At 59.5% G+C, this 26,062-nt stretch carries 24 protein-coding genes and 1 tRNA gene; 15 read left to right on the top strand and 10 right to left on the bottom strand.

Annotated features, from left to right (window positions below):
* From ACTO5E_RS04305 to ACTO5E_RS04255, 11 genes are all read left to right on the top strand, one after another.
* Positions 1 to 721 (top strand): phosphotransferase family protein (locus tag ACTO5E_RS04305; protein ID WP_482301868.1); only part of this gene is annotated, 721 nt, incomplete at its 5' end.
* On the top strand, positions 709 to 1,626 hold the full coding sequence (locus ACTO5E_RS04300; protein WP_482301866.1) for an energy-coupling factor transporter ATPase: 918 nt from the start codon (positions 709 to 711) through the stop codon (positions 1,624 to 1,626). The genes ACTO5E_RS04305 and ACTO5E_RS04300, both read left to right, overlap by 13 nt.
* On the top strand, positions 1,616 to 2,434 hold the full coding sequence (locus ACTO5E_RS04295; protein WP_482301864.1) for an energy-coupling factor transporter transmembrane component T family protein: 819 nt from the start codon (positions 1,616 to 1,618) through the stop codon (positions 2,432 to 2,434). Before ACTO5E_RS04300 ends, ACTO5E_RS04295 begins: the two co-directional genes overlap by 11 nt.
* Positions 2,435 to 2,449: 15 nt before the next feature.
* A complete protein-coding gene (locus ACTO5E_RS04290) occupies positions 2,450 to 2,980 on the top strand; it encodes a dihydrofolate reductase family protein (protein ID WP_482301862.1) in 531 nt (176 codons plus the stop codon).
* 49 nt (positions 2,981 to 3,029) lie between these two features.
* Positions 3,030 to 3,851 carry a tRNA pseudouridine(38-40) synthase TruA gene (gene truA, locus ACTO5E_RS04285; RefSeq protein ID WP_482301860.1) on the top strand — a complete coding sequence of 274 codons (822 nt, stop codon included), beginning with the start codon at positions 3,030 to 3,032 and terminating at the stop codon, positions 3,849 to 3,851.
* 630 nt (positions 3,852 to 4,481) lie between these two features.
* Positions 4,482 to 5,858: a DUF5711 family protein gene (locus ACTO5E_RS04280; protein WP_482301858.1), complete on the top strand. Its 1,377-nt coding sequence runs from the start codon at positions 4,482 to 4,484 to the stop codon at positions 5,856 to 5,858.
* Positions 5,859 to 5,968: 110 nt separating this feature from the next.
* Positions 5,969 to 6,667 (top strand): CvpA family protein, encoded by a 699-nt coding sequence (locus ACTO5E_RS04275; protein WP_482301857.1) that lies wholly within the window; start codon positions 5,969 to 5,971, stop codon positions 6,665 to 6,667.
* Positions 6,668 to 6,699: 32 nt separating this feature from the next.
* A complete protein-coding gene (locus tag ACTO5E_RS04270) occupies positions 6,700 to 7,386 on the top strand; it encodes a CDP-alcohol phosphatidyltransferase family protein (protein ID WP_482301855.1) in 687 nt (228 codons plus the stop codon).
* Positions 7,383 to 8,054, top strand: a complete 672-nt coding sequence (locus ACTO5E_RS04265; RefSeq protein WP_482301853.1) for a Type 1 glutamine amidotransferase-like domain-containing protein — start codon at positions 7,383 to 7,385, stop codon at positions 8,052 to 8,054. The genes ACTO5E_RS04270 and ACTO5E_RS04265 overlap by 4 nt, the downstream gene beginning before the upstream one ends.
* 305 nt (positions 8,055 to 8,359) lie before the next feature.
* On the top strand, positions 8,360 to 10,678 hold the full coding sequence (locus ACTO5E_RS04260) for an ATP-dependent Clp protease ATP-binding subunit (RefSeq protein ID WP_482301872.1): 2,319 nt from the start codon (positions 8,360 to 8,362) through the stop codon (positions 10,676 to 10,678).
* Positions 10,678 to 11,190 (top strand): GNAT family N-acetyltransferase, encoded by a 513-nt coding sequence (locus tag ACTO5E_RS04255; RefSeq protein ID WP_482301852.1) that lies wholly within the window; start codon positions 10,678 to 10,680, stop codon positions 11,188 to 11,190. Before ACTO5E_RS04260 ends, ACTO5E_RS04255 begins: the two co-directional genes overlap by 1 nt.
* Positions 11,191 to 11,236: 46 nt before the next feature.
* Here the strand turns inward: ACTO5E_RS04255 and ACTO5E_RS04250 are convergent, their stop codons facing one another.
* The 5 genes from ACTO5E_RS04250 to ACTO5E_RS04230 form a co-directional block, all read right to left on the bottom strand.
* A complete protein-coding gene (locus ACTO5E_RS04250; protein WP_482301851.1) occupies positions 11,237 to 11,980 on the bottom strand; it encodes a nucleotidyltransferase domain-containing protein in 744 nt (247 codons plus the stop codon).
* Positions 11,981 to 11,994: 14 nt separating this feature from the next.
* Positions 11,995 to 12,822 carry an NYN domain-containing protein gene (locus tag ACTO5E_RS04245; RefSeq protein WP_482301850.1) on the bottom strand — a complete coding sequence of 276 codons (828 nt, stop codon included), beginning with the start codon at positions 12,820 to 12,822 and terminating at the stop codon, positions 11,995 to 11,997.
* 11 nt (positions 12,823 to 12,833) lie between these two features.
* Positions 12,834 to 13,391: an HDIG domain-containing metalloprotein gene (locus ACTO5E_RS04240; RefSeq protein WP_482301849.1), complete on the bottom strand. Its 558-nt coding sequence runs from the start codon at positions 13,389 to 13,391 to the stop codon at positions 12,834 to 12,836.
* A gap of 171 nt (positions 13,392 to 13,562) precedes the next feature.
* Complete coding sequence (locus ACTO5E_RS04235; protein WP_482301848.1) at positions 13,563 to 14,456, bottom strand: GNAT family N-acetyltransferase; 894 nt, start codon at positions 14,454 to 14,456, stop codon at positions 13,563 to 13,565.
* Between the two features lie 134 nt (positions 14,457 to 14,590).
* Complete coding sequence (locus tag ACTO5E_RS04230; protein ID WP_482301870.1) at positions 14,591 to 15,595, bottom strand: glycoside hydrolase family 130 protein; 1,005 nt, start codon at positions 15,593 to 15,595, stop codon at positions 14,591 to 14,593.
* A 299-nt stretch (positions 15,596 to 15,894) separates the two neighbouring features.
* On the opposite strand from ACTO5E_RS04230, the gene ACTO5E_RS04225 reads away from it, so the two are divergent.
* The 3 genes from ACTO5E_RS04225 (at position 15,895) to ACTO5E_RS04215 (ending at position 19,805) form a co-directional block, all read left to right on the top strand.
* Complete coding sequence (locus ACTO5E_RS04225) at positions 15,895 to 16,956, top strand: ABC transporter substrate-binding protein (protein ID WP_482301846.1); 1,062 nt, start codon at positions 15,895 to 15,897, stop codon at positions 16,954 to 16,956.
* Between the two features lie 283 nt (positions 16,957 to 17,239).
* Complete coding sequence (locus ACTO5E_RS04220; RefSeq protein WP_482301845.1) at positions 17,240 to 18,757, top strand: sugar ABC transporter ATP-binding protein; 1,518 nt, start codon at positions 17,240 to 17,242, stop codon at positions 18,755 to 18,757.
* Entirely contained in the window at positions 18,750 to 19,805 is a 1,056-nt protein-coding gene (locus ACTO5E_RS04215; protein WP_482301843.1) for an ABC transporter permease, read from the top strand. The genes ACTO5E_RS04220 and ACTO5E_RS04215 overlap by 8 nt, the downstream gene beginning before the upstream one ends.
* Before the next feature lie 149 nt (positions 19,806 to 19,954).
* Here ACTO5E_RS04215 and ACTO5E_RS04210 read toward each other — a convergent pair whose 3' ends face one another.
* The 5 genes from ACTO5E_RS04210 to ACTO5E_RS04190 all read right to left on the bottom strand — a co-directional run bounded on the left by ACTO5E_RS04210 (position 19,955) and on the right by ACTO5E_RS04190 (position 25,649).
* Positions 19,955 to 20,638, bottom strand: coding sequence for a DUF2461 domain-containing protein (locus ACTO5E_RS04210; protein WP_482301842.1), 684 nt, complete (start codon positions 20,636 to 20,638; stop codon positions 19,955 to 19,957).
* A 4-nt stretch (positions 20,639 to 20,642) separates the two neighbouring features.
* Complete coding sequence (locus ACTO5E_RS04205; protein ID WP_482301840.1) at positions 20,643 to 22,292, bottom strand: methyl-accepting chemotaxis protein; 1,650 nt, start codon at positions 22,290 to 22,292, stop codon at positions 20,643 to 20,645.
* A 521-nt stretch (positions 22,293 to 22,813) separates the two neighbouring features.
* Positions 22,814 to 23,347: a GNAT family N-acetyltransferase gene (locus ACTO5E_RS04200; protein ID WP_482301838.1), complete on the bottom strand. Its 534-nt coding sequence runs from the start codon at positions 23,345 to 23,347 to the stop codon at positions 22,814 to 22,816.
* 322 nt (positions 23,348 to 23,669) lie between these two features.
* The gene (locus ACTO5E_RS04195) at positions 23,670 to 25,058 is read right to left on the bottom strand and encodes a TrkH family potassium uptake protein (RefSeq protein ID WP_482301836.1); all 1,389 of its coding nucleotides are present in this window, start codon (positions 25,056 to 25,058) and stop codon (positions 23,670 to 23,672) included.
* A gap of 45 nt (positions 25,059 to 25,103) precedes the next feature.
* Entirely contained in the window at positions 25,104 to 25,649 is a 546-nt protein-coding gene (locus tag ACTO5E_RS04190) for a QueT transporter family protein (RefSeq protein ID WP_482301834.1), read from the bottom strand.
* A 200-nt stretch (positions 25,650 to 25,849) separates the two neighbouring features.
* On the opposite strand from ACTO5E_RS04190, the gene ACTO5E_RS04185 reads away from it, so the two are divergent.
* A tRNA-Leu gene (locus tag ACTO5E_RS04185) sits at positions 25,850 to 25,932 on the top strand.
* Positions 25,933 to 26,062: the final 130 nt, after the last annotated feature.

Raw genomic sequence — 26,062 nt, 5'->3', positions numbered from 1 at the left:
CCCTCGGGTGCTGGGAAACGGGAATTTTGAGGGGTATGAATATCTTGTCTTGTCTTATATAGAGGGCAAGGACCTGGGCCCTGTTTATCCGGAGCTGAGCGAGGGGGAAAAGCGGAAGCTGGCCAAACAGGTGGTAGAGATACAGGACCGGGTCGCCGGGCTCAGTCTGGATAACCTGGCAGCCGGTTGGAAGTGGAGCGGCTTCCTTGAGGAAATGCTGAGCCGGGCCCGGGAACGGATTGCCCGGAACGGATATTTTGATGTGGAAAAGGTAGACAGGCTCTCTGGCAGTATGGGCCAGTTTGAGGAATACTTCGCGGCCGTGGAGCCAGTGGCCTATCTGGACGATATCACCACAAAAAACCTGCTGGTCCACAATGGGGCGCTGTCCGGTATTATTGATGTGGACTGGATTGGGATAGGGGACAGGCTGACTCAGGCGGCGCTGACCTATACAGCGCTGCTGAACATGGCGTGCGACACCCGCTATGTGGAGTATATTTTGGAGGAAATGGAGCTGAGCGAGATGCAGAGGAGGGCGTTTCTCTTTTATGCCCTGCTGTACTGCGTGGATTTTATGGGTGAGCGGGGCACACGGTTTATGGACAAAACAGTGGATGCAAACCCGGAAATCATAGAGCGCCTGAACCGGATTTATGATACATTGTGGAAGGAATTGGAGGAAAACCAATGGCAGGGGGCGTGCATATGCCAATCTTAGAAACCAAAAACCTAACCTATATCTACGGCCAGGGCACACCCTTTGAGAAGACGGCGGTGGAGGACGTGTCCATCTCCATTGAGAAGGGGGAGTTCGTGGGGGTTATCGGCCACACAGGCAGCGGCAAGTCCACCCTGATTCAAACCCTCAACGGCCTCATCCGCCCCACCTCCGGCCAGGTGCTGCTCAACGGGCACGACATCTGGGCCGAGCCCAAGAAAATCCGGGCCGTGCGCTTTCAGGTGGGCATGGTGTTCCAATACCCAGAATACCAGCTTTTTGAGGAGACTGTCCTCAAGGACATTATGTTCGGCCCCAAAAACCAGGGCCTTTCTGACAGCGAAGCCAGAGAGCGGGCCTATGAGGCCGCGCGCTTTACCGGCCTGCGGGAGGAGCTTCTGGAAAAGTCCCCCTTTGAGCTCTCCGGGGGCGAAAAGCGGCGGGCGGCCATTGCGGGGGTCATTGCCATGGACCCGGAGGTGCTGATTCTGGACGAGCCCACCGCCGGACTGGACCCTCGGGGCCGGGACGTGCTGCTGGCCCAAATCAGCCAGTACCACCAAAAGCGGGGCAACACCATTCTGCTGGTGTCCCACAGCATGGAGGACGTGGGCCGCATGGCCGGCCGGCTGCTGGTAATGAGCGGCGGGCACAAGCAGGCCCTGGCTCCCACCAAAGAGGTGTTCTCCCGGGGGGAGGACCTGGAAAGAATCGGCCTGCGGGTGCCCCAAATCACCAAAATCATGCAGGAGCTGCAAAAGCAGGGCTGGCCGGTAGACCCGGGCGTCCTCACGGTAGACGACGCCCTGAAGCAGCTCATGCCCTGTCTCATCCAAAAGGGGCAGGCCGGGCCTGCGCCGCAAACCCGGCAGACAAGAGAGGGAGGTGGCAGACATGCTCTCTGATATCACACTGGGGCAGTATTTTCCGGCAAAGTCCCCCATGCACCGGGCAGACCCCCGGCTCAAGCTGTGCCTGACCGTGTTTGTTATTGTGCTCATCTTCTCGGCAGCAAATTTCCTCTCCCTGGCCCTGGGGGTGGGGTACATTTTTCTGGGCGTGGCCCTGTCCCGCACCCCGTTCAAGCTGTACCTGAAAAGCCTGAAGCCCATTCTGTTCATTGTGGTCTTTACTGCGGTTCTCAACGTCTTTTACGGCGCGGGAGAGCCCCTGTGGCAATGGGGCTTTCTGAAAATCACCAAGGCCGGGCTGCTGAACAGCGCCTTTGTGTCCATCCGCATTGTCACCCTGATTCTGGCAAGCTCAGTGCTCACCTTCACCACCTCCCCCACCCAGCTGACCGACGCCATCGAGCGGCTGCTGAAGCCCCTGGCCAAGCTAAGGGTGCCGGTGCACGATTTCGCCATGATGATGACCATTGCCCTGCGCTTTGTGCCTCTGCTTTTAGAGGAGACAGACAAAATCATGAGCGCCCAGAAGGCCCGAGGAGCAGACATGGAGAGCGGCGGGCTCGTCCAGCGGATCAAAGCCCTGGTGCCGGTGCTCATCCCCCTGTTCATCTCCGCCTTCCGCCGGGCCTTTGACCTGGCCACGGCCATGGAGAGCCGCTGCTACCACGGAGGCGAGGGCCGCACCAAAATGAAGGTCCTGCGCTTTGGCCATGAGGATTGGCTGATTCTTGCCTCGGCGGCGCTGGCCCTGGGGGCGTTTATTGTCCTGAACCTGGCTCTGCCGGGGGCTAAGCTCCGGTAAGAAAGGAGAAGAACCATGCGAAATACCACTTTATTTATTGCAATGAGCCTGGACGGATATATTGCCGATAGCATGGGCGGCGTAGACTGGCTGCAGGGACAAAGCAGCGAAGAAGAAACCTCAGATTCTTATTCCCGATTTGTGGAAGGGATCGATACGATTCTTATGGGCTGGAACACATACCGTCAAATTGTCACAGAGCTCTCTCCCGAAGACTGGGTATATGAGGATTTTACAACGTATGTGTTTACCCATAAGGGACATGCCTCTACCGAGAAAATCCGATTTACCCACAGCAACCCTGTCCATTTGACAGAGGCCTTGAAAAAGGAACCAGGCAAGGGCATCTGGATATGCGGCGGGGCCAATCTTGTCCAGCAGCTTGTAAACGCGGACGCCATCGACCGCTACCATATTACTGTCATCCCAACCCTGCTGGGCTCCGGTGTCCGGCTGTTCAAAGGCGGAACGCGGGAGATCCCGCTCCGGCTGCTTCAAGTCCAGTCGTATAATGGGATGACCGATCTGATCTATACCAAAAGATAAACACGCCTGAAGCCGCCGCGCACAGGCTCTAGAAAAAGGAGGCACTCCCATGCGCAACCTGCTGCTCACCCTTGCCTACGACGGCTCAGCCTACCACGGCTGGCAGATTCAGGAGAACGCCCCCACCGTGCAGGGGGCCTTTCAAGAGGCCCTTTACCAGGTGACCGGGCGGCGGGAGGACATCAAGGGGTGCTCCCGCACAGACACCGGGGTGCACGCCCGGATGTTCTGCGTCAGCCTGAAGACAGAATGCGCCATTCCGGCGGCGCGGTTCCCGGCGGCGTTGAACCACTGGCTGCCCGATGACATTGCTGTGCGGGACTGCCGGGAGGTGCCGGAGGACTTCCACGCCCGATACAGCTGCCAGGGCAAGGAATACTGCTATGAGATATGGAACCACCGGGTGCGGGAGCCCTTTCTCCGGGGTCGGGCGCTGCACTACTGGTATCCCATTGACGAGGCTTTGCTGGACCAGGCCGCAAGGCATTACACAGGCCGGCACGATTTCACCTCCTTCTGCACCCTGGACAAGCGGGAGAAGGGAGACCTGACCCGGACCGTCACAGCGGCAAAGGTAGAGCGGCGGGGGAACCTGGTAGTATTCACCGTAGCGGCAGACGGCTTTCTCTACAACATGGTGCGCATTATGGCGGGGACATTGCTGGAAGTACAGCAGGGGCGGCTAAAGCCAGAGGACATCCCCGGGGTAATAGCGGCCCGGGACCGGCGGGCTGCAGGCCCCACCGCCCCAGCCAGCGGCCTCTACCTAAACCAAGTCTTCTACCAGCGTGACGCCCAGCGTGACGCTGGACCCAATTCGCGGGGCGGTGAGTTGGCGAAGCCAACTCATAGGCACAGCCAACGCTACTGAGAGGGGGTAGCGGGGTTCTTAGTCGCGGTTTGGGGGTTGGTTAAACCAGCAGATTTTTTTGGGGCGTTCGCCGGTGACTTTGGTGACAGAAGGCCGACATCGCGGGAAGAAAAGCTACCTCTACCAACGCGGTTGGTGCGCGAACAAAAAGTCTTTGAAGATCCTTAAGAAACTTTCTACAGAAAGTTTCTTAAGCCGCCGGAGGCGACCTTGACCTTAAAACACCCCCCAAAAACGCAGGAGGGTAGGAAAACGTCCCAGTGGGACGTTTTCCGTAGGGGACCCTCGTCGGGGGTTCCCTATCGAATGACCGCTTTAGCGGACATTCGACAAAGCCCTTAAAGCCCTAAGCATTGGGGGAGGGCGGGGTGGGACGCTGCCGCTGGCCTCGGGGGCCGCCTGAGCAAGCAAAGCTTGCGAAGAAAGAGCCCCCGAACCGCCACCCACGCCAAACGCCGTGTGAGGTATCTCCTCACGGGCCAACCGCCCGCCAAAGGCCACCGCCCCATACAATACAAAATAGCCCCCCACTGCTCCAAGCATCAAAGCCATCCAGGTCCGCAAAACCCCAGCACCCTTTATTCCGCCGTCACACCCAAACCACAGCTCAGCCAGAAGGGAGGCAGTCATATGCCCAAGCACAGCAGAGACCAGGAGACCAAGGTCATACGGCTGAAGGACTACCGGCAGGAGGAGCCGCAGCCCCAGACCAGCGGGGACCCCCCCGAGGAAATGAGCCAGCCCCTGGCCCAGTATGAGTATGAGGAGGAGGCCAGCCAGGAGGAGTATACCCGAAACCGGGAGCGGCGGCAGCTGCCCCGGGCCGTGTACCATATCTCCCTGGCGCTGCTGGCAGTGGTAATCGGCCTCTCCCTTTGGGTCAACCGGGAGTATCTGACCTGGGACCACATGAAGGAATGGGCCCGGCTGCAGCTGAAGGGCCCTAACGCAGGCGACGGCTACCCTGTGGGCATCACCGGCGCAGACGTGTATGAGGGAAATTTCCTGTCCGCCGGGGGCTCGGTGCTGGTGCTCAGCAACACCGCTTTCACCTCGGTAAACGGGGACGGCAAAGAGGAGTTCTCTCTGCGCCACAGCCTGAACCGGCCTGTGCTGCAGGCTGCGGGGGGAAAATACCTCCTCTATAACCGCGGCAGCACCGGCTATCTGCTGGTGTCCGGGGGCCGGGTTGCGGTAGAGGCTGTCAGCAGCGAGGACATCATCTGCGGCAGCGCGGCCCCCAACGGCAAATATGCCCTGGGACTGGAAGGAAGCCACGGAGCCTCCAAGCTGGAGGTCTACATGCCCGACGGCAGCCTGCAATATGAATACCCCTTTGCCAACGACTATATCACCGCTATTGCCCTGAATCATGACGGCAGCTTCGGGGCCGTGTGCACTGTGTGCAGCGAAAAGGGGGAAATGGTCTCGCGGCTGACTGTGCTTGACTTTACCCAAACAGACCCTGTGGCCCAGTATGAAACCCGGGACAATCTGCTGCTGGCAGCCTCCTGGGGAGAAAACGGCGTCATCTACAGCGTGGGAGACGGGGCCATGCTGTCCGCCACCTCTCCCGACTACCAGTTTACAGAGGTGAGCTACCAGGGCCGCCAGCTCACGGCCTTTGCCCTCAGCGCGGGCCGGGCGTTTTTGTCCATCTCCGCCTACGAGCACGCAGGCGACAGCGCCCTGCTCATCTACAATGGAGCCGAGGCCTACAACGAGGCCAACCCGGTACGCATTGACCGGGACACCCGCATCGAGGCCCTGTCCGTGTCTGGGGGCGTGGTGGGTATGCTGGCAGGGGGCGACGTCATCTTCTGCGACTACGCCACCGGCATGGAGCTGGGCCGGGCGGACGCTGGCCCGGACGCCAAAAGCATTGCCCTTTCCAGCGAGAGCCGGGCCTATGTGTTAGGCGTCAGCGAAATACGCACGGTCAGCGCAAACGGCAAAGAGGCCAACGCGCCCTCCTCCCCCCAGCCAGAGCCGTCTTCTGTTGATTGAAAGAGAACTGTAAGGGGTTTCCCTCTTGTAGAAACCCCTGTTTTGTGTTACAATCTACTTTAACAGCGCCGGACAGGACAGAGAAGGCGCGTGAAAAGGAGGAACCTGGGATGGGCTATGTGCTGGACGCCATCATTGTGGGCGTGTGCCTGATCTGCGTATTTGTAGGAGTTCAAAGAGGCTTTATCCGGTCAGCGGTGCATTTTCTCGGCTCGGTAATCGCCGTCTGTCTGGCCTCGGTGCTGGGCGGGGCTGCCGCCCGGTGGCTGTTCGACAATTTCTTCCGGGGTGCCATGATTGAGAAAATCGGCAGCACCCTGGAGGACCTGGGAGCCGGAAACGCCCTTGCCGCTGTGGAGCAGATTCTGGCCTCGCTGCCAGACTTTCTGGTGCGGGCCCTGGAGGAGGCCGGTGTAACCGCCTCCTCTGTCAGCGGAGAGATCACGGCCCAGACCGAGCAGGCCGCAGTAATGATCACCAATTATCTCGCGCCGGTGCTCATCAGCTTTTTAAAGGTGCTGGCCGTGATTGTTCTGTTCTGCCTGTTTATGGTCGTGGTGCGTTTTCTGGCCGCGCTGGTGGGCAGGCTGCTCAAGCTGCCCATTCTGGGCACAGTGGACGGCCTGCTGGGCGGGGTGTTCGGCTTTTTGCTGGCGCTGCTCAGCGTGTGGATTGTGGTAGCGGCCCTTACCGTGTTCATGCCGCTGCTGGACGCATCTACAGAATATCAGGTGGGGGAGGTGCTGAACAGCTCGCTGATTGCGGGGACCTTTGTGGACTTGAACCCCCTGAAGGCCATGTTCAGCTGACAAGAGATACATAGGAGAACGAAAGGCATAATATGGAGATGACGGAGAAGGAAATCAGAAGCCGGAGCGTCCGGAAGGGAAAAGGAAAGGACAGCGCCCCCATGGCCCAGGAGAAAAAAGCATCCAACCGAATTGTAACCATACCCAACGCCATGTCAGCGGCCCGCATTTTGATTGTGCCGTTTTTTGCGGTGTTTTATTTGCGGGGCAATGTGCCCGCCGCTGCCGGCGTGCTGGCGCTCTCCGGCCTGACGGACATGCTGGACGGCTGGGTGGCCAGACGCTTTGATCAAATCACCGACCTGGGCAAAATGCTGGACCCCTTTGCCGACAAGCTGACCCAAGGGGTGGTGGCCCTGTGCATCGCGCTGCGGTTCCCGGCCATCCGGCCCTTGCTGCTGCTGTTTATTCTCAAAGAGCTGCTGATGCTGTGCTGCGCTTTGGTGCTGCTGAAAAAGCACAAGCGTCCCTGCGCGGCCAAATGGTATGGCAAGGTGGCCACGGTGATGTTCTATGTGTCCGTGGCAGCTATTGTGGCCATGGACGGCCTGGCTCTGGCACAGCCCCACACAGTCCACCTGTGGGCCTATGGGCTGCTGGGGGCCACAGGGGTCATGATGGCATACGCGGCGTTTCGCTACTTTCAAATCTTCCTGTCCATTCTTCGGGACGAGGCCCCGGAGAAAACCGGGGAAGGCCCCCAGGAGGACAAAAAATGAAACAGCGTCTGTTGGGCTTTTTCAGCGGCTTTCCCAGCCGCCGCTTTCCGGCGGAGGTGGCCGAAGCGCTTGGCAAGGCCCTGGTCTGCCGGGAGAGCCTGGTGTTTGTCAGCGCCTGGCCAGAGGACTACGAGAGAAACGACAACGACTGCGCGGGGATGTATGGGATGTTCCTGGAATATGGGCTCAGCTTTGCCCGCCATACTGTGGTTGACCAGCGGATGGAGGCTGCCCGGACCGCGGCCCTTGTCCGGGAGGCCTCCTGTGTATTTCTGATGGGCGGACACCCGGGGCAGCAGCGGCAGCTGCTCCACAAGCTGGGGCTGGACCCGGTGCTCCGGGACTTTTCCGGGGTAGTGCTGGGAGTCAGCGCCGGGGCCATCAACATGGCCAGGCGTTCGCTGGACACCAAGGACTCCCCCCACCCCTACCCGGGCCTGGGGCTGGCAGACCTTACGGTAAAGCCCCATTTTGACCCCAAGGACCGGCGGCTGACCGAGGAGCTGCAGGAGATATCCCGCCAGCTGCCCATTTGCGCCATGGAGGACAACAGCGCTGTTTTTGTCACAGAGGCCCGCGTCTTCCACATGGGCAGGCTGCACTGGGTGGACAAGGGGAAAATCGAGGAAGTGCCCCAAGAGGGAGAGCTCCCCTTTTGCAGCAGGTGAAATCCGCATCTCCCCCGGCCGTAAGCCAGGGGAGCCGCCCTGTTTTCCGGCAAAGCGGTTTTTTCACTCATAAAACCAGGGCAGACGGGAAAAGTTAAAAGGTTGTTAATGAAATGGCGAAGCTTCCGTGGTATAATTGGGCTCAAGGGTCTGACCGGAAGCAGACTGCCGCCAGCACAGGGGCTCTGTCCCAAGCTTTGATATCATACTGGCGGAATGCCGGACAAAGGGGAATGCGGCATGGCCCGTGTTCCCCTTCTCGGAACAGCCGGGACGGACCGGCAAGAGGGAGGATATTTATGATGATGCTGTGTACACGATGCCGCAAAAGGCCGGCCACTGTGTTCGTGTCCCAGTCCACCGACAGCAAGGACATGAAGGGCTACTGCTTTGTGTGCGCCAAAGAGTTGGGCATCCAGCCTGTCAACGAGCTGATGAACAACATGATGGACACCCTGAAACGCCACACGGGTATGACCGAGGAGGAGTTTCAGGAGGCCACAGAGCAGATGACCCAGATGATGCGCATGGACGCCCTGGAAAACGACGGGGAGGAGGACGAAGAGGACTTCTCCCCCGGAGGCGCAGCCACCCTGTCCCCCGGAATGGTGCTGGGCAGCGACAGCCCCCAGAACAGCTGGGGCTTTCCCGGCCAGGGGGTGCGGGACCGCAAGGAGAGCGTGCATAAAAAAAAGCGCAAGCATATTCAAAGCTATTGCACCGACCTGACCGCCCGGGCCCGCCGGGGAGAGCTGGACAGCATTATCGGCCGGGAGAAGGAGATTGAGCGGGTGGTGCAGATCCTCTCCCGCCGCACCAAAAATAACCCCTGCCTCATCGGCGAGCCCGGCGTAGGCAAAACCGCTGTGGCCGAGGGCCTTGCCCTGCGCATTGCCCAGGGGGACGTTCCCGTGCGGCTGAAGGACAAGGAGATCCAGCTTTTGGACCTGACCGCCCTGGTGGCAGGCACCCAGTTCCGGGGGCAGTTTGAAAGCCGTATCAAGGGCTTGGTAGAGGAGGTGCGGGCCGACGGGAATGTCATCCTCTTTATTGACGAGGTCCACAACCTGGTGGGCACCGGCGACGCCGAGGGCAGCATGAACGCCGCCAACATCCTCAAGCCCGCCCTGTCCCGGGGAGAGATTCAGGTCATCGGGGCCACCACCTTTAACGAGTACCGGAAATATATTGAAAAGGACGCTGCCCTGGAACGGCGTTTTCAGCCGGTGACTGTCACCGAGCCCTCCTTGGAGGATGCGGTGCAGGTGATTCTGGGCATCAAGAATTACTACGAGAGCTACCACCGGGTAACTGTATCTGACGCTGTGGCCCGGCGAATTGTGGTGCTGGCCGAGCGGTATATCAACGACCGCTATCTGCCGGACAAGGCCATTGACCTGCTGGACGAGGCCTGCGCCTGCGCCGCCCTGCGCAACAGCCGGTTGGCCGAGTATGACGAGATGGAGCAGAGCCTGGGCAAGGAGCGTGTGCGGGAGCAGGCTCTTTCCAGCCCGGGCAATGCCACGGTGGACTATGAGGAGCTGGCCAAAACCCACTACCGCATCGCCACCTTAGAGGAGGGCCTGGACCGGCTGCGGAGCGAAGGGGTCTTTGCCCCGGTGGAGGAGAAGGACCTGGCCTATGTGGTGGAGCTGTGGACCGGCATCCCCGCCGCGAAGATTGAGGCCGGGGACCTGAAAAAGCTGGCCGGCCTGGAGGCCGCGCTGAAAAAGCACATCATCGGCCAGGAGGAGGCTGTGGAGGCTGTGTCTGCCGCAGTGCGCCGCAGCCGGGTGCAGGTCAGCCCCCGCCGCCGCCCTGCCTCCTTTATCTTTGTGGGCCCCACAGGCACCGGCAAAACCGAGCTGGTGCGGGTGCTCAGCCAGGAGCTGTTTGACACCCCGGAGACCATGATCCGCCTGGACATGTCCGAGTTTATGGAGAAGCACTCGGTGTCCCGGCTCATTGGCTCGCCCCCGGGCTATGTGGGCTACGACGAGGCCGGCCAGCTCACCGAAAAGGTCCGGCGGCGGCCCTACTCGGTGCTGCTGTTTGACGAGATTGAAAAGGCCCACCCGGATGTGCTGAACATTCTGCTGCAAATTCTGGACGAGGGCCGGGTGACTGACGCCCATGGCAGAACCGTGAGCTTTGAAAACACCGTGATTGTCATGACCTCAAACGCGGGCAGCGAGCGCAAGGAGGGCGCCCTGGGCTTTGCCAAAACCGCCGCCGACATGAGCCGGGAAAAGGCCCAGAAGGCCCTGAGCGAGTTTTTGCGGCCAGAGTTCCTCAGCCGCATTGACGAGGTGGTCATGTTCCGCCCCCTGACAGAGGAGGACTTCACCCAAATCGCCGGGCTGATGCTGGCAGAGTATGTGGACTCTCTCAAGGAGAAGGGCATTCAGTTCCAGTATGACGAGGCCGCCTGCCGGACGCTGGCTAAAAGCTCCATTGGCGGCAAGTCCGGGGCCCGGGACCTGCGCAACCGGATACGCCGGGAGGTGGAGGACAAAATCGCCTCCCTGCTGGTAGAGCAGGGCGCTGCCCAGCAGGAGGGCATGGGCCTCTGCGCAGTGGCTGTCACCGCGCAGAACGACTGCCTGAAGGTGGAGGCCCTGTGATGGCCGCCCTGCGTTTGGCCCGGGAGGAGGACATCCCCGCAGTTGCCCGGCTGTTTGACCAGGCCCGGCAGGCCCTGGCCGCTGCTGGGGTGGACCAGTGGCAGGACGGCTACCCCAATGGGGAGGACGTCCGCCGGGATGTGGCGGCGGGCGACGGATATGTCATCGTAGAAAACCACCGGGTCGTGGCCTACGCCTGCTTAAGCTTTGGCCACGAGCCCACCTACGACGTAATTGCCAACGGCAGCTGGCTGGGCCGGGGTGAATACGGCTTTCTCCACCGGGCGGCAGTAGACCCCAACGCCAAGGGCCGGGGCCTGGCGGGAGAGCTCTTTGAGGAGCTGAAGCGCCAGGCAAGGGCCCGGGGGGTGCAGGCTGTCCGGGGGGACACCCACCGGGACAACCAGCCCATGCAGCGGGTCATGGCCAAGGCGGGGCTGGCATACCGGGGCGTAATCACCCTGACAGACGGCAGCGAGCGGCTGGCCTTTGAGGCGCTGCTGACAGAATAGAAGAAAAGAAGCTCCTTGTATCGGGTGATACAGGGAGCTTTTTTCGTCAACTGCTCTCAACAAGCCGTTCCAGCTCTGTCATAAAAGCCGCGTACCGGGCCGCAGGCAGCAGAAGCGGGGGACGCTCTGGATAGAAGGAGCCAATATAATTGCGTATGACCTGTTCCCCAAAGGGCTTGTCCGGAAAATCAGGAACATACCTCTGGTACAATTCCAGCATACGGTATTTGTTCAGCGTAGGCTCACCAAAATACAGCTGTGCGGCAGTGACCGCTTTATACGCGCCGAACATTGCCCTGGGGCTGGAGTCTGTCTGCCGCCCGCACAGAAAGCGGAGCCAAGCCCCTGCGCAGCGGGAGGGGACAGGGACAGGAGGCAGAAATTCCTCAGGGTCCTCCCCATACAGCGTCAAATGGTACGCCTTCAAGTCAAACATGGTGGTGGAAAACGGGGAATAGGGCGAGGGAATGCTGGCCTCTGCCTGTGTTTTGGGGATATACTTCTCAGAAATCAGACCCAAGTCAACCCCGCCCGGGCACTGAGAGGGGAAATTGCGGCCAGCCTTCCCCTTTTCAATCGAAGACTGTATCCACTGAATATCTTTGTCTTGAACAGACTGGGCTGTGTCGCGGAGGACAATGTTAACGTCCAAATCGCTGCTGTGATCCAGCCAGTCGCCCCGGCAATAGGAGCCGGAGATATAGACAGACCGGACAGCCGCTAATTGGACTGTTCCCAGCATCTGCCCCAGCTTGGCGGCGATTTCCTCCGCAAGCCTTTTCGTATTCATTCTCTGCCTCCTTTCTACCCCTTCAGCCTCACATACATCTGCGGCGAGCCGCTGTTGTCCTTGCGCTCCGACTTAATCTCAAACATGTCCAGCGAGTCCAGAAAGGGCGTCAGCTTGGAGAAGCCAAAGTTGCGCACATCAAAGTCCGGGTAACGCTTAAGCAGAAGATTGCCCACCTTGCCCACAATCATCCACTCGTCCTCCTCCGAGTTCTCCCGCACAATGCTCCGCAGCGCCCGGCGGATGGTGCGCAGGCTGGTTTTGGGCTCCTCCCGAGGGGGCTGAGGCTGCCGGGGTGGCTCCTCCTTTTGCCGGGCCTGCTTGGCCGGGGCCTTTTTGGCTGTCGGCCTCTTCTCCTTTGGCGCGGGGAGCCTTTTCACCGGCTCCTCCGGCTCCTCCTCGTCCGCTGCAGAGAGAATGTCCAGATATTTGAACTTGTTGCAGGCGGCAATAAAGGAGTTGGGGGTCTTGCTCTCCCCCATGCCCACCACCGTCATGCCAGACTCCCGCAGCCGGGCGGCCAGCCGGGTGAAGTCGCTGTCAGAGGACACCAGGCAGAAGCCCTCCACCTGGCCGGAGTAGAGAATGTCCATAGCGTCAATAATCATAGCCGAGTCTGTGGCGTTTTTGCCTGTGGTGTAGCTGTACTGCTGAATGGGAATCACCGAATTGTCCAGCAGGGCCGATTTCCAGGAAATCAGCGCCGGGTTGGTCCAGTCCCCGTAAATGCGCTTATAGGTGGCAATGCCGTCCTTGGAGATCTCGTCCAGAATCAGCTTGATATACCGGGCCGAGATATTGTCCGCGTCAATCAGCACCGCAAAGCGGCTGTCGTTAGGCATGCTCCTCCTCCTTACAGGCCGATCTCTTCATGGTTTTCACGCATGCCGAGAATACACTGCTCCATCACCTGGTCCAGCTCTGCCCCCAAACGCTGACAGCCGTCCAGAATCACCTGCCGGTCCACCCCTGCGGCGAATTTCTTGTCCTTAAACTTCTTCTTCACGCTTTTCACCTCCAGGTCCATCACAGACCGGGAGGGGCGCATAATGGCCGCGGCATTGATCAGCCCGCTGAGCTCGTCAATGGTGTACAGCACCTTCTCCATGTAGAGCTGGGGCTCTACATCGGTCACCAGCCCAAACCCGTGGCTGACCACCGCGTGGATAAAGGCCTCGTCATAGCCGTTCTCCTTGAGAATCTCCACAGCCCTTTTGCAGTGCTCCTCCGGATACCTTTCATAGTCCACATCGTGCAAAAGGCCCACGCAGCCCCAATACTCCGGGTCCTCCCCAGCCTGCCGGGCATAAAACCGCATAATGGCCTCCACCTGCATGCCGTGGCGGACCAGGGCCTCGCTTTCATTATATTGTCTCAGCAGTGCCAGCGCTTTTTCGCGCATGTGCATCATCCTTTATCTTTTATTTTGACTGTCCTTACTGTGCTGCCCCAGCCCGAAAAATGGTCCGGGCATACTACTACCCCGGTCTACTACCCGGGTATACTTACCCGAATGCCCCCCAGGCAGACATGCCAAAAAGGCCAGCCAAGACAGCTGGCCTTTTCCGGCAGGGCAGCCAGATCAACCGCCGCCCATTGGCCCGTGGAGCAAAAGCTGAAAAATCTCTTGCTCTGTGGGCAGGTCATAGTCTCCGGTGAGCTTCCCCGGGTGGTGGTAGACCACCCCAGCCCAGCGGTTGCGTTCCAGGCATTCCATCAGCCTGTCCGGGCCATACTCCCTAGCAAACTGCACAAAGGCCCTGGCCCGGAGGTTGTCTCTGTGCATCCCCTTGCCGCAGGGAAAATCCGGGCACTCCCAGCACCCGGCCAGCACCCGCTCCCGCACACAGGGGAAGTTCTCGCAGTCCTCAAAGCAGGGCGCGTCCCCATTCTGACAGCCAGTGCAGTCCGAGTTTTCGCTGCACAGGCAGCAGGCCAGCCCGCAATAGGCCAGCCCCAGGTGTCTGACCGCCATCCGGTAGTAGTCCTCATACCCTCGAAAGCTCTCCGGCCCGGAAAACCCCAGCTCCTTCAGCACAGCCCGGCGGTGGGGGGCCTTAACAGACGCTTTGGTCACCATGGCCCCCATAGGGAAGTCCTTGGGAAACCGCTCCATTGCCAGGGTATACAGCTCCCGCAGCGTCTCCGGGGTCTCATAGTCTGCCCGCAGGTCCACCCGCAGCACACCAGTCTCGCCGCCAAAAATTTCCAGGGTGCCCACCGGCTCCCCGGTGGCCTTGTCGATTACAGCGGGGCGGGCATAGTCCTCGCTCTGCCAAATGCGGATATAGGCCCGCAGCGCCTCCTCCGTCTCACAGAGAAAGCCCCGCATACAGTTATCCTCGTTCATCTTGGCCACAGCGGCAGGGTCGGCATAGCATTTCAGCAGGGCCGGGGCGTCGGCCTCCTCCACCTGGCGGAGAAGAAAACGCTCCGTCTCATATTGATAGTTCCGATAGGGCTTTGTTGTGCTCATCCGGTACAACTCCTTTGCAATAATCAGAACGCTTGTTCTAACAGAATCGTACCATAGAGCCCAAAAAATGTCAAGAAAAATCGAACGCACATTCGTGCCAGACTCCCCGCCCCCATCAGCCGCGCCTGGGCTGGTTACTTGTCCTCCTGGTCGCCCACATTCATGGGGTACTTGCGCATGTAGGCAAACAGCTCGTCGACTGTGGTAAAGGCCAGGCCTGTCACCGTGTCCGCTGCGCCATAGTAAATGGTGATGCGCCCGGTCTCCGGGTCGGTGAGGGTGGCGCAGGGGAAGGTCACATTGGGCACATCGCCGGTGAGCTCATAGTCCACCTCAGGCCCAAACACATAGAAGTTCCCCCGCTCCTTCACAATCCAGGGCCGGTCAATGTCCAGCAGGGCCACGCCAAACCGGTACACAAAGCCGTTGCAGCTGTTCAGCACCCCGTGGTAAATCATCAGCCAACCCTCGTCTGTCTCGATGGGGGTGGGCCCAGGGCCTACCTTCTTGCTCTGCCAGCCATTGGCTGTGCCAAACACCCAGCGGTGCTTGCCCCAGTAGCACAGGTCCGGGCTCTCGCTGTAGAAGATATCGCCAAAGGGGGTGTGGCCGGTGTCGCTGGGGCGGCTGACCATAGCAAAGTTGCCGCCAATCTTCCGGGGGAACAGCACGCCGTTGCGGTTATAGGGCAAAAAGGCGTTTTCCAGCTGATGGAAGGTCTTGAAGTCCTCGGTCCAGCCAATGCCAATGGTGGGGCCGTGGTAGCCGTTGCACCAGGTGATGTAGTATTTGCCGTCAATCAGGCACACCCGGGGGTCATAGCGGTACTCCTTGCGGACCACGTCCTTCTCTCCCTCAAAGACAATGGGATCATGGTTAATGTCCCAGTGAATGCCGTCCTGAGAGAAACCGGCGAAGATGTCCATCTCCACCCCCCGGTTGTCGCAGCGGAAGACCCCGGCGTAAGCGTCGCCAAAGGGCACCACAGCAGAGTTGAAAATGCTGTTGGAGGTGGGAATCGCGTCCCGCTTGATAATGGGGTTCTGGTCATAACGCCAAACGGGCTTGTCGCAGCCTGCGGGCTTGTCCTGCCAGGGCATGTTGGAAGGGGCGGGCCTGCCGATAATTTTTGCCATAATAAACTCTCCTTTTGCTTTTGCAAGCATAATAAATAGGATATAGGCCGTTTGCTCTGCCGGAACATCCTCCGGCGATATCTCTATTATAGCGCATCAGGAACAGGAATAAAAGACATTTTCTGGCATTTGAAAAAATAAATGGACCGCCCCAACCCCAGCATACTCGCGCAGCTGTGGAGGAAGATTTTACGGAATATGGCTTGAAATTTCCAGACTGATTTGCTATAATGGTCCATAACATGGGCCTTTGGCCTGTGAAAAAACCAATTCGTGGTTCTATTTTAAGGAGGAAAACCAACATGAAGAAAGTTCTTGCACTGCTGCTGGCTGTGGCGCTGCTGTGCACCTGCTTTGCCGCTTGCGGCGGCGACAGCGGGTCCAGCTCCAGCACCCCCAGCAGCGAAGCCTCTCAGCCCGAGTCTTCCGAGTCCAGCGCAGCGGACGAGTCCTCTACCTCGGAGGAGTCCTCTGAAGCCGAGTCCTCTGAAACAGCCTCTGGCGAGAAGCTCAAGGTGGGCATTCTGGCTCCTGCCGTTACCCACGGCTGGGTGGCTGGCGTGGCCTACTACGCCCAGGAGCGCTGCGAGGAGCTGAGCGACACAGTGGAGTACCGCCTGCTCACCAGCAGCAACGCAGAGGAGATGACCAACCAGATCGACGAGCTGAAGACCTGGGGCGCCCAGGCAGTGGTTGCCTTCCCCCAGTGGGAGGGCATGGAGGACCCCATCAAGGGCCTGATTGACGCTGGCATCCCTGTGGTGAACTTCGACATTGTCATTGACGTGGACGGCGTGTATCATGTGGCTGGCGACAATGTGGACATGGGCACCCAGAGCGCACAGTACATTGTGGACAAGATTGGCACCACCGGCAAGGTGGCTGTTCTTGAGGTTCCCTCCTCTGGCTCTGTCTCCGAGCTGCGCAAGCAGGGCTTTGAGGAGAAGATTAAGGAGATTGCCCCTGACATGGAGCTGCTGTACTATGAGACTGCCTTTACCCGCGAGGCTGGCCTGAAGGATTTTGCTGATGTTCTTCAGGGCAACAGCCAGATCGACGCTGTGTTCTCTATGGACGACGAGACCTCTATCGGCGTGCTGCAGGCCATCTCTGAGGCCAAGCGCACGGACATCAAGGTGGTCACCGGCGGCGGCGGGTGCCAGGAGTACTTTAACATGATGCCCGAGAACGAGGAGATCTGGATTCAGTCCGCTCTGTACAGCCCCGACATGGTTAAGGACGCAGTGGACATGGCCGTGGCTCTGCTCAAGGGCGAGACCGTGGACCAGGAGAAGATCATCCCCACCACTGTGGTCGACCGTGAGAACTGCGCCGACTATCTGGACGAGAAGTCTCCCTACTAAGCCGGGCGGTCTGTTCCAAAACAAACTGAAAACCAGGTATGACAAAGCAGGGCTGCCGTTACCCCCCCTGCCAGGCTGACCAGAGGGAGGCCTGAGGGGCCAGCGGTATCTGCCAGCGGCTTTTGCCCCGGGCAGCGGCTTTTACCCGGGCAGCAAACCTTTGCCCAGGCAGCAGCCTGACCATACCGGCGGAGCAGCGCGCGGCTTTGCGCGGCCCGTCAATGAAAAAAGGCTATGGCGCACTCGTCATAGCCTTTTTGCAAAGAGAGGGAGAGGATGGCCTATGACACTGGAAATGCGGAACATCTACAAGTCGTTCGGCGCCAACAACGTGCTGAGGGACATTGATTTTACTGTCAGCGGGGGCGAAATCTGCGCCCTGCTGGGAGAGAACGGCGCGGGAAAGTCCACCCTGATGAATATTCTGGGGGGTGTGCTCCCCGCCGACCAGGGAGAGCTGCGGCTGGATGGCCAGCCCGTGCGCTTCCGCACCCCGGCAGAGTCTCTGGCAGCAGGAGTGGCCTTTATCCACCAGGAGCTGAACCTGGTGAACGACCTGGCCATTTTTGAGAACATGTTTATTGGCCGCGAGCTGAAGGGCCGGGCCGGTCTGCTGGACAGCAGGGCAATGTGCCAGCGCTGCCAGGAGGTATTTGACCGCATGGGCGTGGACCTGGACCCCAGGGTCATGGTGCGGGACCTGGACGCCTCCTACAAGCAGATTGTGGAAATCGCCCGGGCCCTGCTCATGGAGGCAGCTGTCATTATTATGGACGAGCCCACCACCTCGCTCACCGACCCGGAGATTGACCGGGTGTTTGACATGATGCGCACCCTGAAAAGCCAGGGGGTGGCCATGGTGTTCATCTCCCATAAGCTCAAGGAGGTGATGGCTGTGTGCACCCGCTACACCGTGCTGCGAGACGGGGCTATGGTTGCTGCCGGAGACGTGGCCGGCACCACTGTGGACCAGCTGGCCCAGCACATGGTGGGCCACGCGGTGCGCACCGAGTCTCTGCGGCAGGAGCACAGCCTGGGCCAGGAGGTGCTGCGGGCCCAGCACCTGAGCCAGGAGCGGCGCTTTGAGGACGTCAGCTTCTCGGTGCGGGCGGGGGAGGTGCTGGGCTTTACCGGCCTGCTGGGAGACGGCCGAAGCGAGCTGTTCCAGGCCATTTTTGGCAGCGGGGGCAAATACCAGGGCCAGCTGTACCTAGAGGGCAGGCCTGTCACTGTAAGGAACACCAGTCAGGCAGTGGCCCTGGGCATTGGCTATGTGCCCCGGGACCGGAAGGAGAACGGCATCATCAAGGACATGGACATTTTAGAGAACGGCTCCATTGTCACCTGGCCCAGGCAGGGCCGGGGGGGCTTTCTCAACTGGAAGCAGGTGAGGGAGGACTTTCAGCGGCAGGCAGAGGCCCTGAGAATCAAAATGGGCGCCCAAAGCGACCGGATTGGAAGCCTCTCCGGCGGCAACCAGCAAAAGGTGGTGCTGGCCAAATGGCTGAACGCAGAGCCTAAGGTGCTGATTTTCGACAACCCCACCCAGGGTGTGGACGTGGGCGCAAAGGAGGACATATACGACACCATTTTGAAGCTGGCTGCTCAGGGCGTGGCTGTGGTGGTGCTGTCCAGCGAGGCCCAGGAGATTGTCCGCCTGTGCAGCCGGGCGCTGGTGCTTTTCCACGGCCGGGTGCAGGGCGAGCTGCAGGGCGAGGCCCTTAACGACCAGGAGATTATGCGGCTGGCCACTGGCGGCGGCGAAGGAGAACAGAAAGAGAGGATGGCGGCAAATGGATAAGGCGGAAAAGAGAAAAGAGGGCGCAATGGGCATACTGCACCGGCTGCGGGACCTGTGGCGGGGCAGCCCCCTGTTCAGCACTGGCATGGCCCTGCTGGTGATGGTGATTGTGCAAACCCTGGCCCTGAGCATGAACACCAGCTTTGATACCTTTGGCCAGTGGTTTCAAAACTGGCTGCAAAACTGGGTCTCTCTGCTAAGGGGCAACGCAGGCATTGGCATCATTGCCCTGGGCATGACCTTTGTAATCATCTCCGGGGGCATCGACCTGTCTGTGGGCTCGGTGTATGTCACAGTGGGCGCCTTTTTGATGGTGCTGCTAAACACCGGGGCTGGCGGCTGGCTGGCTGGCATCGGCCTGGAGGGCATCCCCGCCATTTTGCTGGCCCTGGTGCTGGCTATGGCCCTGGGCAGTCTGCTGGGCGAGGGCAACGGCCTGCTCATCTCCTATGGCAGAATGCCCCCCTTTATTGCCACCCTGGGCTCCATGCAGATTCTGCGCAGCGTCACCCAGTATTGCATGAAGGCCCAAAAAACCGAGCTGCCCGACGCCTATAAGGCCATTGCCCGGTTCGACATTGGGGGCCAGCAGCTGATGCCCATTATTTACTGGGCGGTGCTGGCAGCGGCTATGTACATCATCTCTCAGAAGACCAGCTTTGGCCGCTATGTGTTCGCCATTGGCTCCAACGAGCGGACCACCCGGCTCTCTGGGGTAAATGTGCGCAAGGTCAAGCGCCGGGTGTATGCCCTAACAGGCTTTTTGGTGGCCATTGCGGCTGTAATCCAGACCTCCCGCATTGGCTCAATGGACTATGCCAGCGCAGGCAGCGGGTTTGAGATGGACGCCATTGCGTCGGTGATTGTAGGCGGCACCAGCATGTCTGGGGGACGGGGCTCTATAATCGGCACGGTGTTTGGCACACTGATTGTGGCGGTGATGAACAACCTGCTGAACCTGATTGGCGTAGACCCCTACCTGAGCGCAGCCTTCAAGGGCGCAATCATTATTGGAGCTGTGCTGCTGCAAAGAAAAGACAAGAACTGACCACAGAGCCTTATTTCCAGTTCCAGGCAGGCAAGGCGCAGCCTTCTGCCAGGACACACTGCCAAAGGCAAGGAAAATCCCCCCTCTCAGTCCCTGTTCATTAGACTGAGAGGGGGGATTCTTTTCATTGAACACAACCGAAACGCCGCCTACCTGCGCTCCTCCACAGGCCCGGGCTCCGCAGCCCAAACCTCCAAAAAGAAATCATACATGGGCATCAGGCCAGAGAAGGACTCTGCCAGCAGCTCCGGCAGCTGCATGTCAAAAAGCCTGTCACCAAAAAAGTTCTCATACCCTACGCTCAAATGGCGGCGGTTGTACCAGGGGTTCAGCAGCTCTCCTCTGTCCCCCTTGGGCCGCTTGTACTCCTCGCCCCACAAACGGCCCTGCTCCCAGTGGGGAATCCCTGTCACCAGCTTTTCAAAACGGGTCAGGTCCCGGTCCATGTGCCTGCGAAAGGCCTCCGCCTGAGCTGCGGTCTGGTCCCAAAAACCCAGGCCGTGAGCGGTGCCCTCCAAGCCCAGCTCAAACCAGAGCATAGGGCCCCGGGAAGCAGCCTCCATCCGCTGCAAAGAGAACCACAGATGGTCATGATAGGGGCCCCGGCCAAACAGCCGCCGGGCGTCCCGGTAAATGCGGGAAATTCTGGGCTGAAACCCATACTTGGGCCAGCGCGCCTGCATCAGCCCGGCAGTCTCTTGGGCCAGCGAGCGAAAGGGATGCTCCAACACCCTGCGGTATTCCTCTTTGTGCTCCTGAAACCAGGGCCGCTGGTTGTTCAAAGAGAGCTCCCAGAGAAAGTCAATGGCACGGGAGGTGAGTGGGTCATACATAGGCTTAGGCCTTGAGCTGGAACCGCCCGGTCTCGGCCTTCAGCCGGTTGGACTGGGAGAACAGCTCGGCGCTTACAGCGGCAGACTCCTCACTGCTGGCAGAGTTGGTCTGCACCACTGCGGAAATCTGCCCAATGCCCTCAGTAACCTGCTCAATGGCCTCAGCCTCGCCCCGCACCGCATCGGCAATCACGCCAATGTCCTGGTTCGAGTGGGTGACCAGCTCCAGGGTCTCCTGCAGGGAGGAGGACACATCGCCCACCAGCGCGCTGCCCCGCTCAGCAGCCTGCACACAGTTGTCAATCAGGTCCTTTGTGGCCTTTGCCGCCTGGTCAGACTGGGCCGCCAGGCTGCGCACCTCGCCGGCCACCACGGCAAAGCCCTTGCCCGCGTCGCCCGCACGAGCAGCCTCCACCGCGGCGTTCAGGGCCAGAATATTGGTCTGGAAGGCAATGTTCTCAATTGTGGCAATAATCTGGCCAATCTGCTGAGAGGTGTTGCTGATGTCCTCCATCGCAGCCACCATCTGCTTAACCTGGCTGCTGCTGGCCGTAACCTGCTGGCCGGTGCGGGTGGCCCGGCTCTGGGCCTCAGCAGCCATCTCCACATTCTTTTTCGCGCTGCGGGACAGGTCGTCTAGGGTAGAGTACAGCTCCTCTACCGAGCTGGCCTGCTCGGTGGCGCCCTGGGCCAGAGACTGGCTGCTGCTGGCCAGCTGGTCGGCGTTCTGAGAGATGCGCTGCTCCGCAGCCTTAATCCCCTCCAAAGCCGCAGAGAGCGTAGAGGTAAAGCTGTCAATGGAGGTCTGGATGGAGCGGAAATCACCTATGTAGTCGGTGAAAGTGCTCACATTGAAGTCTCCCTGAGAGACCTGGTCCAGAATCTGGTTGATATCCGCCACATAGCTGTCAATGAGAGCCATAGAGTTCCGTAGGATGCGGCACAGGTCGCCCAGCTCGTTTTGAGACTCATAGTCCAGTTTCAGCTCCAAACGGCCCTCCTGAAGCTGACGGCTGCGCTCAGTAATGTGCAGAATGGGTTTGATGACCTTTCTCATCACAAACTGAATGAGGCTGATCAGGCACAGCAGAGCCAGCAGCAGGCACACGCCCGCAGTGACATGCATGGTTGTGGTGGTGCTGTCCATTTTGGCGTTGCACACCTCGCTGAGCTCCCCGCCCCGCTCCACCACCTGGTCCAGCAGGCCCACCAGGGTGGAGAGATTCTTGAGAATGGTGTCCTGATAGTAGGCCTGAGCCTCCTCAGGCGAGGTCTCCATTGTGTTGAGCACATGGGTGGCAGACTCGTGAAGCTCCTTATGCAGGGGCTCCAGCTGAGAGCGCAGCGCCAGCACCTGGGGGTCCTCTGTGTAGGCCTCGCCATAGAGCCACTGACCCAGCACACAGGTGGTGGGGTCAATGCTGCCAGTGAACTCCGCGCCGGCATAAAGGGCGTTGCTCAGGCCAGAGGCCCACTTGTAGTGGGCGGTCTCTGCCTGCTGCGCCCGCTGCAGCAGGGCGTTTGCCTGCTGGGTCTCGGCCTGGGTGGTCTGAATGCGGAAAATGTTGAAGCTGGTAAGAAAGCTGAGCAGAAGCGTGGCAGACAGAGTAGCCACCACACGGATGGAAACAGAGCGCTTGATGCTGTTTTTCATAGGGAAACGTCCTTTCTCGAGCCCGGCCGGAGGCGGACGGGCAAATAATGCGGGTAGAGAAAAAAGCAGGGCACACTAACCGTCTTATTGTAGCACATTTCAACCCCAAATTGCAAGCCCCTTGTAGAGGAGAAAAGCGAAAACATGGCGGTTCCGGCAAACTTCCCCCAGCCCTTGTGAGCTGGCCGGCGGCAGGCCCATCAAAGGGTATGGGCGGCGCTCCCCAGGTCTGCCCATACTGCCGGCAGGCTTGCCCAAAACCTCTCTCTGGCAGTATGGGGCTTGGCCCTGGTACACCCGCAAATCAGGGGGACTTGGCCGGGCAGCATGGAAGCCGTCAGATAGGGGTATACCCCATTTATATGACAGCAGCGGCTGAGTGTTGACCAGGAAGTCCAGTCCGCCCTGTCAAAACAAACCGGCGCTCAGCTTTTTACATGCTGAACGCCGGTCCCTTTAGATGATAAGAGCAGATGCCTGGACCCTGTCATCCCCTCTATTTTTAAGCAGCCCCTAAAGGTCTATTCCCCTGGGTTCAGCTTGGCATATATGTAGGTGTCCTTCCACACAGGGGCCCCGGTCTCGTCCTTCCAGAAGTAGACATTCCTTCTCAGGTGGGCCTCCCGCTGAAAGCCCAAGGCCTCCATCAGCCGCCAAGAGGCCTGGTTGCAGGGGTCGCACTCTCCGTAAATGCGGTGAACCCCCTGAGAAAACGCCCGGCAAATCAGAGCCCGGCAGCCTTCCGCAGCATAGCCCTGCCCCCAATAGCCCCGGTTGAACACAAATCCCAGCTCCAACGCTTCAAAATCCCGCTTGCCCAGGTAGACATTGCCAATCATTTTGTGGGTCTGCCTAAGCTCCACAGCAATCATCTCGTCGGTGCTTATGCGCCACGCCAGATTGTCCCTTGCCTCCTCAAGAGTCATGGGCTTGTAGGGCTCAAACTCCACCACCCTTTCATCAGACAGGTATTCAAGCAGGTCCTGCAGATCCCCTGGCTGATACCGCCTCAAAATCAAACGCTCTGTCTCCGCCAGAACCATTTTGCTTTCCATAACAAACGAGCTCCTTCCTCTATTCGCAGAATGTCTTTTCGTCCAAAAGCCCCCCTGCACGAGCAGCCATAGACGTGCTGAATCACCAGGTGTGTCAGGTGTGTCAACAGAATATAGAGGGTAAAAATATTAACCTCGTATATATAAGCCCCTGTTTTTAGCTGACACACCTGGCACACACCTCTTAAAACCCACCTAATCAGCAGCCACCTCCAAACCGCGACTACCAACCCAGCTACTCCCTCTCAGTAGGGCTGGCTGTGCCTATGAGTTGGCTCCACCAACTCACCGCCCCGCGAACTGGGTCCAGCGTCACGCTGGGTTAGCCGATGAGCATGCGGCCTTCGGGGAGGATGGCGGGAGAGGGCTTGGCGCGCATCCAGATGGAAAGGCCGAAGGACAGAGGCCCCACCCGGCCAATAAACATGGTGACGCACAGAATCAACCGCGAGACAGGCTCCAACCGGGTGGTCACTCCTGCTGTCAGCCCCGCTGTGCCAAAGGCCGAAGCCGCCTCGTAGAGAACGTCAATAAACCGAATCTCCGGGTTCAGCAGACTGAGGGCCGTGGCGTCGGCAAACACCACCGCCAGCCCCAGCAGCACCACGGTTAGGGACTTGTACACCACCCCGGGCGCGAACCGGTGCCGGAGAACCGAGGCCTCCCCCCGCCCCCGCAGCGTGGAGCTGACCGCCGCCAGCAAAACCACCAGAGTGGTGGTCTTTACCCCCCCTGCCGTGGAGCCGGGACAGCCCCCAATAAACATGAGCGCCACCGAGAGCACCTTGGTAAAGCTGGTCTGCGCTCCAATGTCCACTGAGGCAAAGCCTGCCGTGCGGGTGTTTACCGACTGGAACAGCGCCGCCACCAGCTTTTCCAATACATTCAGGTGGGACATGGTCTGGTCATACTCCAACAGAAAAAAGCCCAGCGTCCCCAGCCCCACCAGGGCCAGCGTTGCCCGCAGGCAAATCTGCGAGTGAAAGTTCAGCCGCCCGGCCCCCCGGCGGCGCAAGGGGGCCCGCAGCTTGCACAGATACAGGTCCCGCACCACCACAAAGCCCAGCCCGCCGGTGACAATCAGCCCGCAAATGGTCAGCGAGACCAGGGGGTCGCCGGCAAAGGCTGTGAGACTGCTGTTCCCCGGCACAAAGCCCAGAATGTCAAACCCTGCGTTGCAGTAGGCCGAAACCGCCACAAATACCGAGGGCCATACCCCCTGCACCCCATACTGGGGAACCAGCCGGAGCATCAGCAGGCCTGCGCCCAGGCCCTCACACAAAAAGGTGAAGCCCAGCATCAGCCTTAGCAATGCCGCTGCGTCCGGCATGTCGCTGCCGCTGGCCTCGCCCGTGAGCACCATCTCCCGCAGGCCCAGCCGCCGCCGGACCAGCAGGGAAAAGCCAGTGGCAAAGGTGGAAAGGCCCAGTCCCCCCAGCTGAATCAGCGCCAGAAGAACCCCCTGGCCAAAGGGAGACCAGTGGGCAGTGGTGTCCACCACCGAGAGCCCGGTGACACAGGTGGCCGAGGTGGCGGTGAAAAGAGCGTCTAAAGGGTGGGTGAGGGTTCCTGCGGCAGAGGAGACCGGCAGCGTCAGCAAGAAGCAGCCAAGCAGAACCAGCAGCAAAAAGCTGGCCGCAATCACCCGCACAGGCGGAGCGGTTTTTACCCAAGCGGCCAACCGCCGCCTGAGGGCTGACAGGGAAGACATGCAATCACATCCCAAGGGTTTTTTCGTTTATTGTTTATAGAGAAATCACAGCTGAGAAGCAGCCAGCATTTTGCGCAGACCGGCCTTTTCCAGCAAAACTACAAGAGGCAGACCCAGCACAAGGCAGACCGCCAGCTCGCCCAGTCCCACAGTAAGGGCGCTGTAGCCGAAATTGGCCAGCGTGAAGGCAGACCAGGTGAAAGCCCCGTCCCCGTTGAGACAGGAGATCTCCAACCCCACCACAAGGGCATTGAGAATAACCGGCGGCAGTGGGGCCAGCAGGGGCAAGCCCTTGTACTGAATTTTGGAGACAGCCGCCGTGCCCAGCGCGGCCAGCAGCGTGGCGGCAGTGCCAAATACCCAGTCTACCATGCCCAAAGGGCTGCCCAGGTTGGCAATCAGACAGCCAACAGCCAGGCCGGGAATGGCAGCGGGAGTAAAAGCGGGAAGAACGGTGAGGGCCTCTGAAAAGCGGAGCTGCACCGGGCCGTATGCCAGATTGAGCATAGCGGCAGCATAGGTAAGGGCGGCGTACAGCGCGGCAATCACAGCGCTGAGCGCCAGAAAACGGACGTTGGTTTTGTTCGACATGATGGTTCTCTCCTTGTAATTAGTTTTGTTTAAGGTCAGGATGTTTCGACTGACCGCTGCCGGGGCAAGAGCAGGCAGCTGATAAGCTGGCAGCTTATATAGAATACGACTTTTTGAAAAAAAAAGCAAGGCCTGGGCAAAGTTTTCCTTGCGCCCCAGGCCAAAAGAGGGTATAATAGAAGGACACAGCAGAATAATACGCGGGCATGGCGGAATTGGCAGACGCGCCAGATTTAGGTTCTGGTGGGCAACCATGCAGGTTCGAGTCCTGTTGCCCGCACCAATGAAGTGGAGCTGTTTTTCGAACCCTTTTATCGAAAAACAGCTCCACTTTGTGTTATAAATCCTAGAAATGGCTGGAATTTTAAAAAGGGTACTTTGATACCCTTCTTAAAATAACTCCAAAATCCATT

Source organism: Acutalibacter sp. (genome assembly GCF_056800975.1).
Note: the sequence above shows the minus strand (reverse complement) of the source record. Positions and strands in the feature narration are given on the sequence as shown.

Coding starts and splice junctions, on each gene's coding strand:
- ACTO5E_RS04300 (WP_482301866.1), top strand. CDS start 709: ATGCCAATCTTAGAAACCAAAAACCTAACCTATATCTACGGCCAGGGC.
- ACTO5E_RS04295 (WP_482301864.1), top strand. CDS start 1,616: ATGCTCTCTGATATCACACTGGGGCAGTATTTTCCGGCAAAGTCCCCC.
- ACTO5E_RS04290 (WP_482301862.1), top strand. CDS start 2,450: ATGCGAAATACCACTTTATTTATTGCAATGAGCCTGGACGGATATATT.
- truA (WP_482301860.1), top strand. CDS start 3,030: ATGCGCAACCTGCTGCTCACCCTTGCCTACGACGGCTCAGCCTACCAC.
- ACTO5E_RS04280 (WP_482301858.1), top strand. CDS start 4,482: ATGCCCAAGCACAGCAGAGACCAGGAGACCAAGGTCATACGGCTGAAG.
- ACTO5E_RS04275 (WP_482301857.1), top strand. CDS start 5,969: ATGGGCTATGTGCTGGACGCCATCATTGTGGGCGTGTGCCTGATCTGC.
- ACTO5E_RS04270 (WP_482301855.1), top strand. CDS start 6,700: ATGGAGATGACGGAGAAGGAAATCAGAAGCCGGAGCGTCCGGAAGGGA.
- ACTO5E_RS04265 (WP_482301853.1), top strand. CDS start 7,383: ATGAAACAGCGTCTGTTGGGCTTTTTCAGCGGCTTTCCCAGCCGCCGC.
- ACTO5E_RS04260 (WP_482301872.1), top strand. CDS start 8,360: ATGCTGTGTACACGATGCCGCAAAAGGCCGGCCACTGTGTTCGTGTCC.
- ACTO5E_RS04255 (WP_482301852.1), top strand. CDS start 10,678: ATGGCCGCCCTGCGTTTGGCCCGGGAGGAGGACATCCCCGCAGTTGCC.
- ACTO5E_RS04250 (WP_482301851.1), bottom strand. CDS start 11,980: ATGAATACGAAAAGGCTTGCGGAGGAAATCGCCGCCAAGCTGGGGCAG.
- ACTO5E_RS04245 (WP_482301850.1), bottom strand. CDS start 12,822: ATGCCTAACGACAGCCGCTTTGCGGTGCTGATTGACGCGGACAATATC.
- ACTO5E_RS04240 (WP_482301849.1), bottom strand. CDS start 13,391: ATGATGCACATGCGCGAAAAAGCGCTGGCACTGCTGAGACAATATAAT.
- ACTO5E_RS04235 (WP_482301848.1), bottom strand. CDS start 14,456: ATGAGCACAACAAAGCCCTATCGGAACTATCAATATGAGACGGAGCGT.
- ACTO5E_RS04225 (WP_482301846.1), top strand. CDS start 15,895: ATGAAGAAAGTTCTTGCACTGCTGCTGGCTGTGGCGCTGCTGTGCACC.
- ACTO5E_RS04220 (WP_482301845.1), top strand. CDS start 17,240: ATGACACTGGAAATGCGGAACATCTACAAGTCGTTCGGCGCCAACAAC.
- ACTO5E_RS04215 (WP_482301843.1), top strand. CDS start 18,750: ATGGATAAGGCGGAAAAGAGAAAAGAGGGCGCAATGGGCATACTGCAC.
- ACTO5E_RS04210 (WP_482301842.1), bottom strand. CDS start 20,638: ATGTATGACCCACTCACCTCCCGTGCCATTGACTTTCTCTGGGAGCTC.
- ACTO5E_RS04205 (WP_482301840.1), bottom strand. CDS start 22,292: ATGAAAAACAGCATCAAGCGCTCTGTTTCCATCCGTGTGGTGGCTACT.
- ACTO5E_RS04200 (WP_482301838.1), bottom strand. CDS start 23,347: ATGGAAAGCAAAATGGTTCTGGCGGAGACAGAGCGTTTGATTTTGAGG.
- ACTO5E_RS04195 (WP_482301836.1), bottom strand. CDS start 25,058: ATGTCTTCCCTGTCAGCCCTCAGGCGGCGGTTGGCCGCTTGGGTAAAA.
- ACTO5E_RS04190 (WP_482301834.1), bottom strand. CDS start 25,649: ATGTCGAACAAAACCAACGTCCGTTTTCTGGCGCTCAGCGCTGTGATT.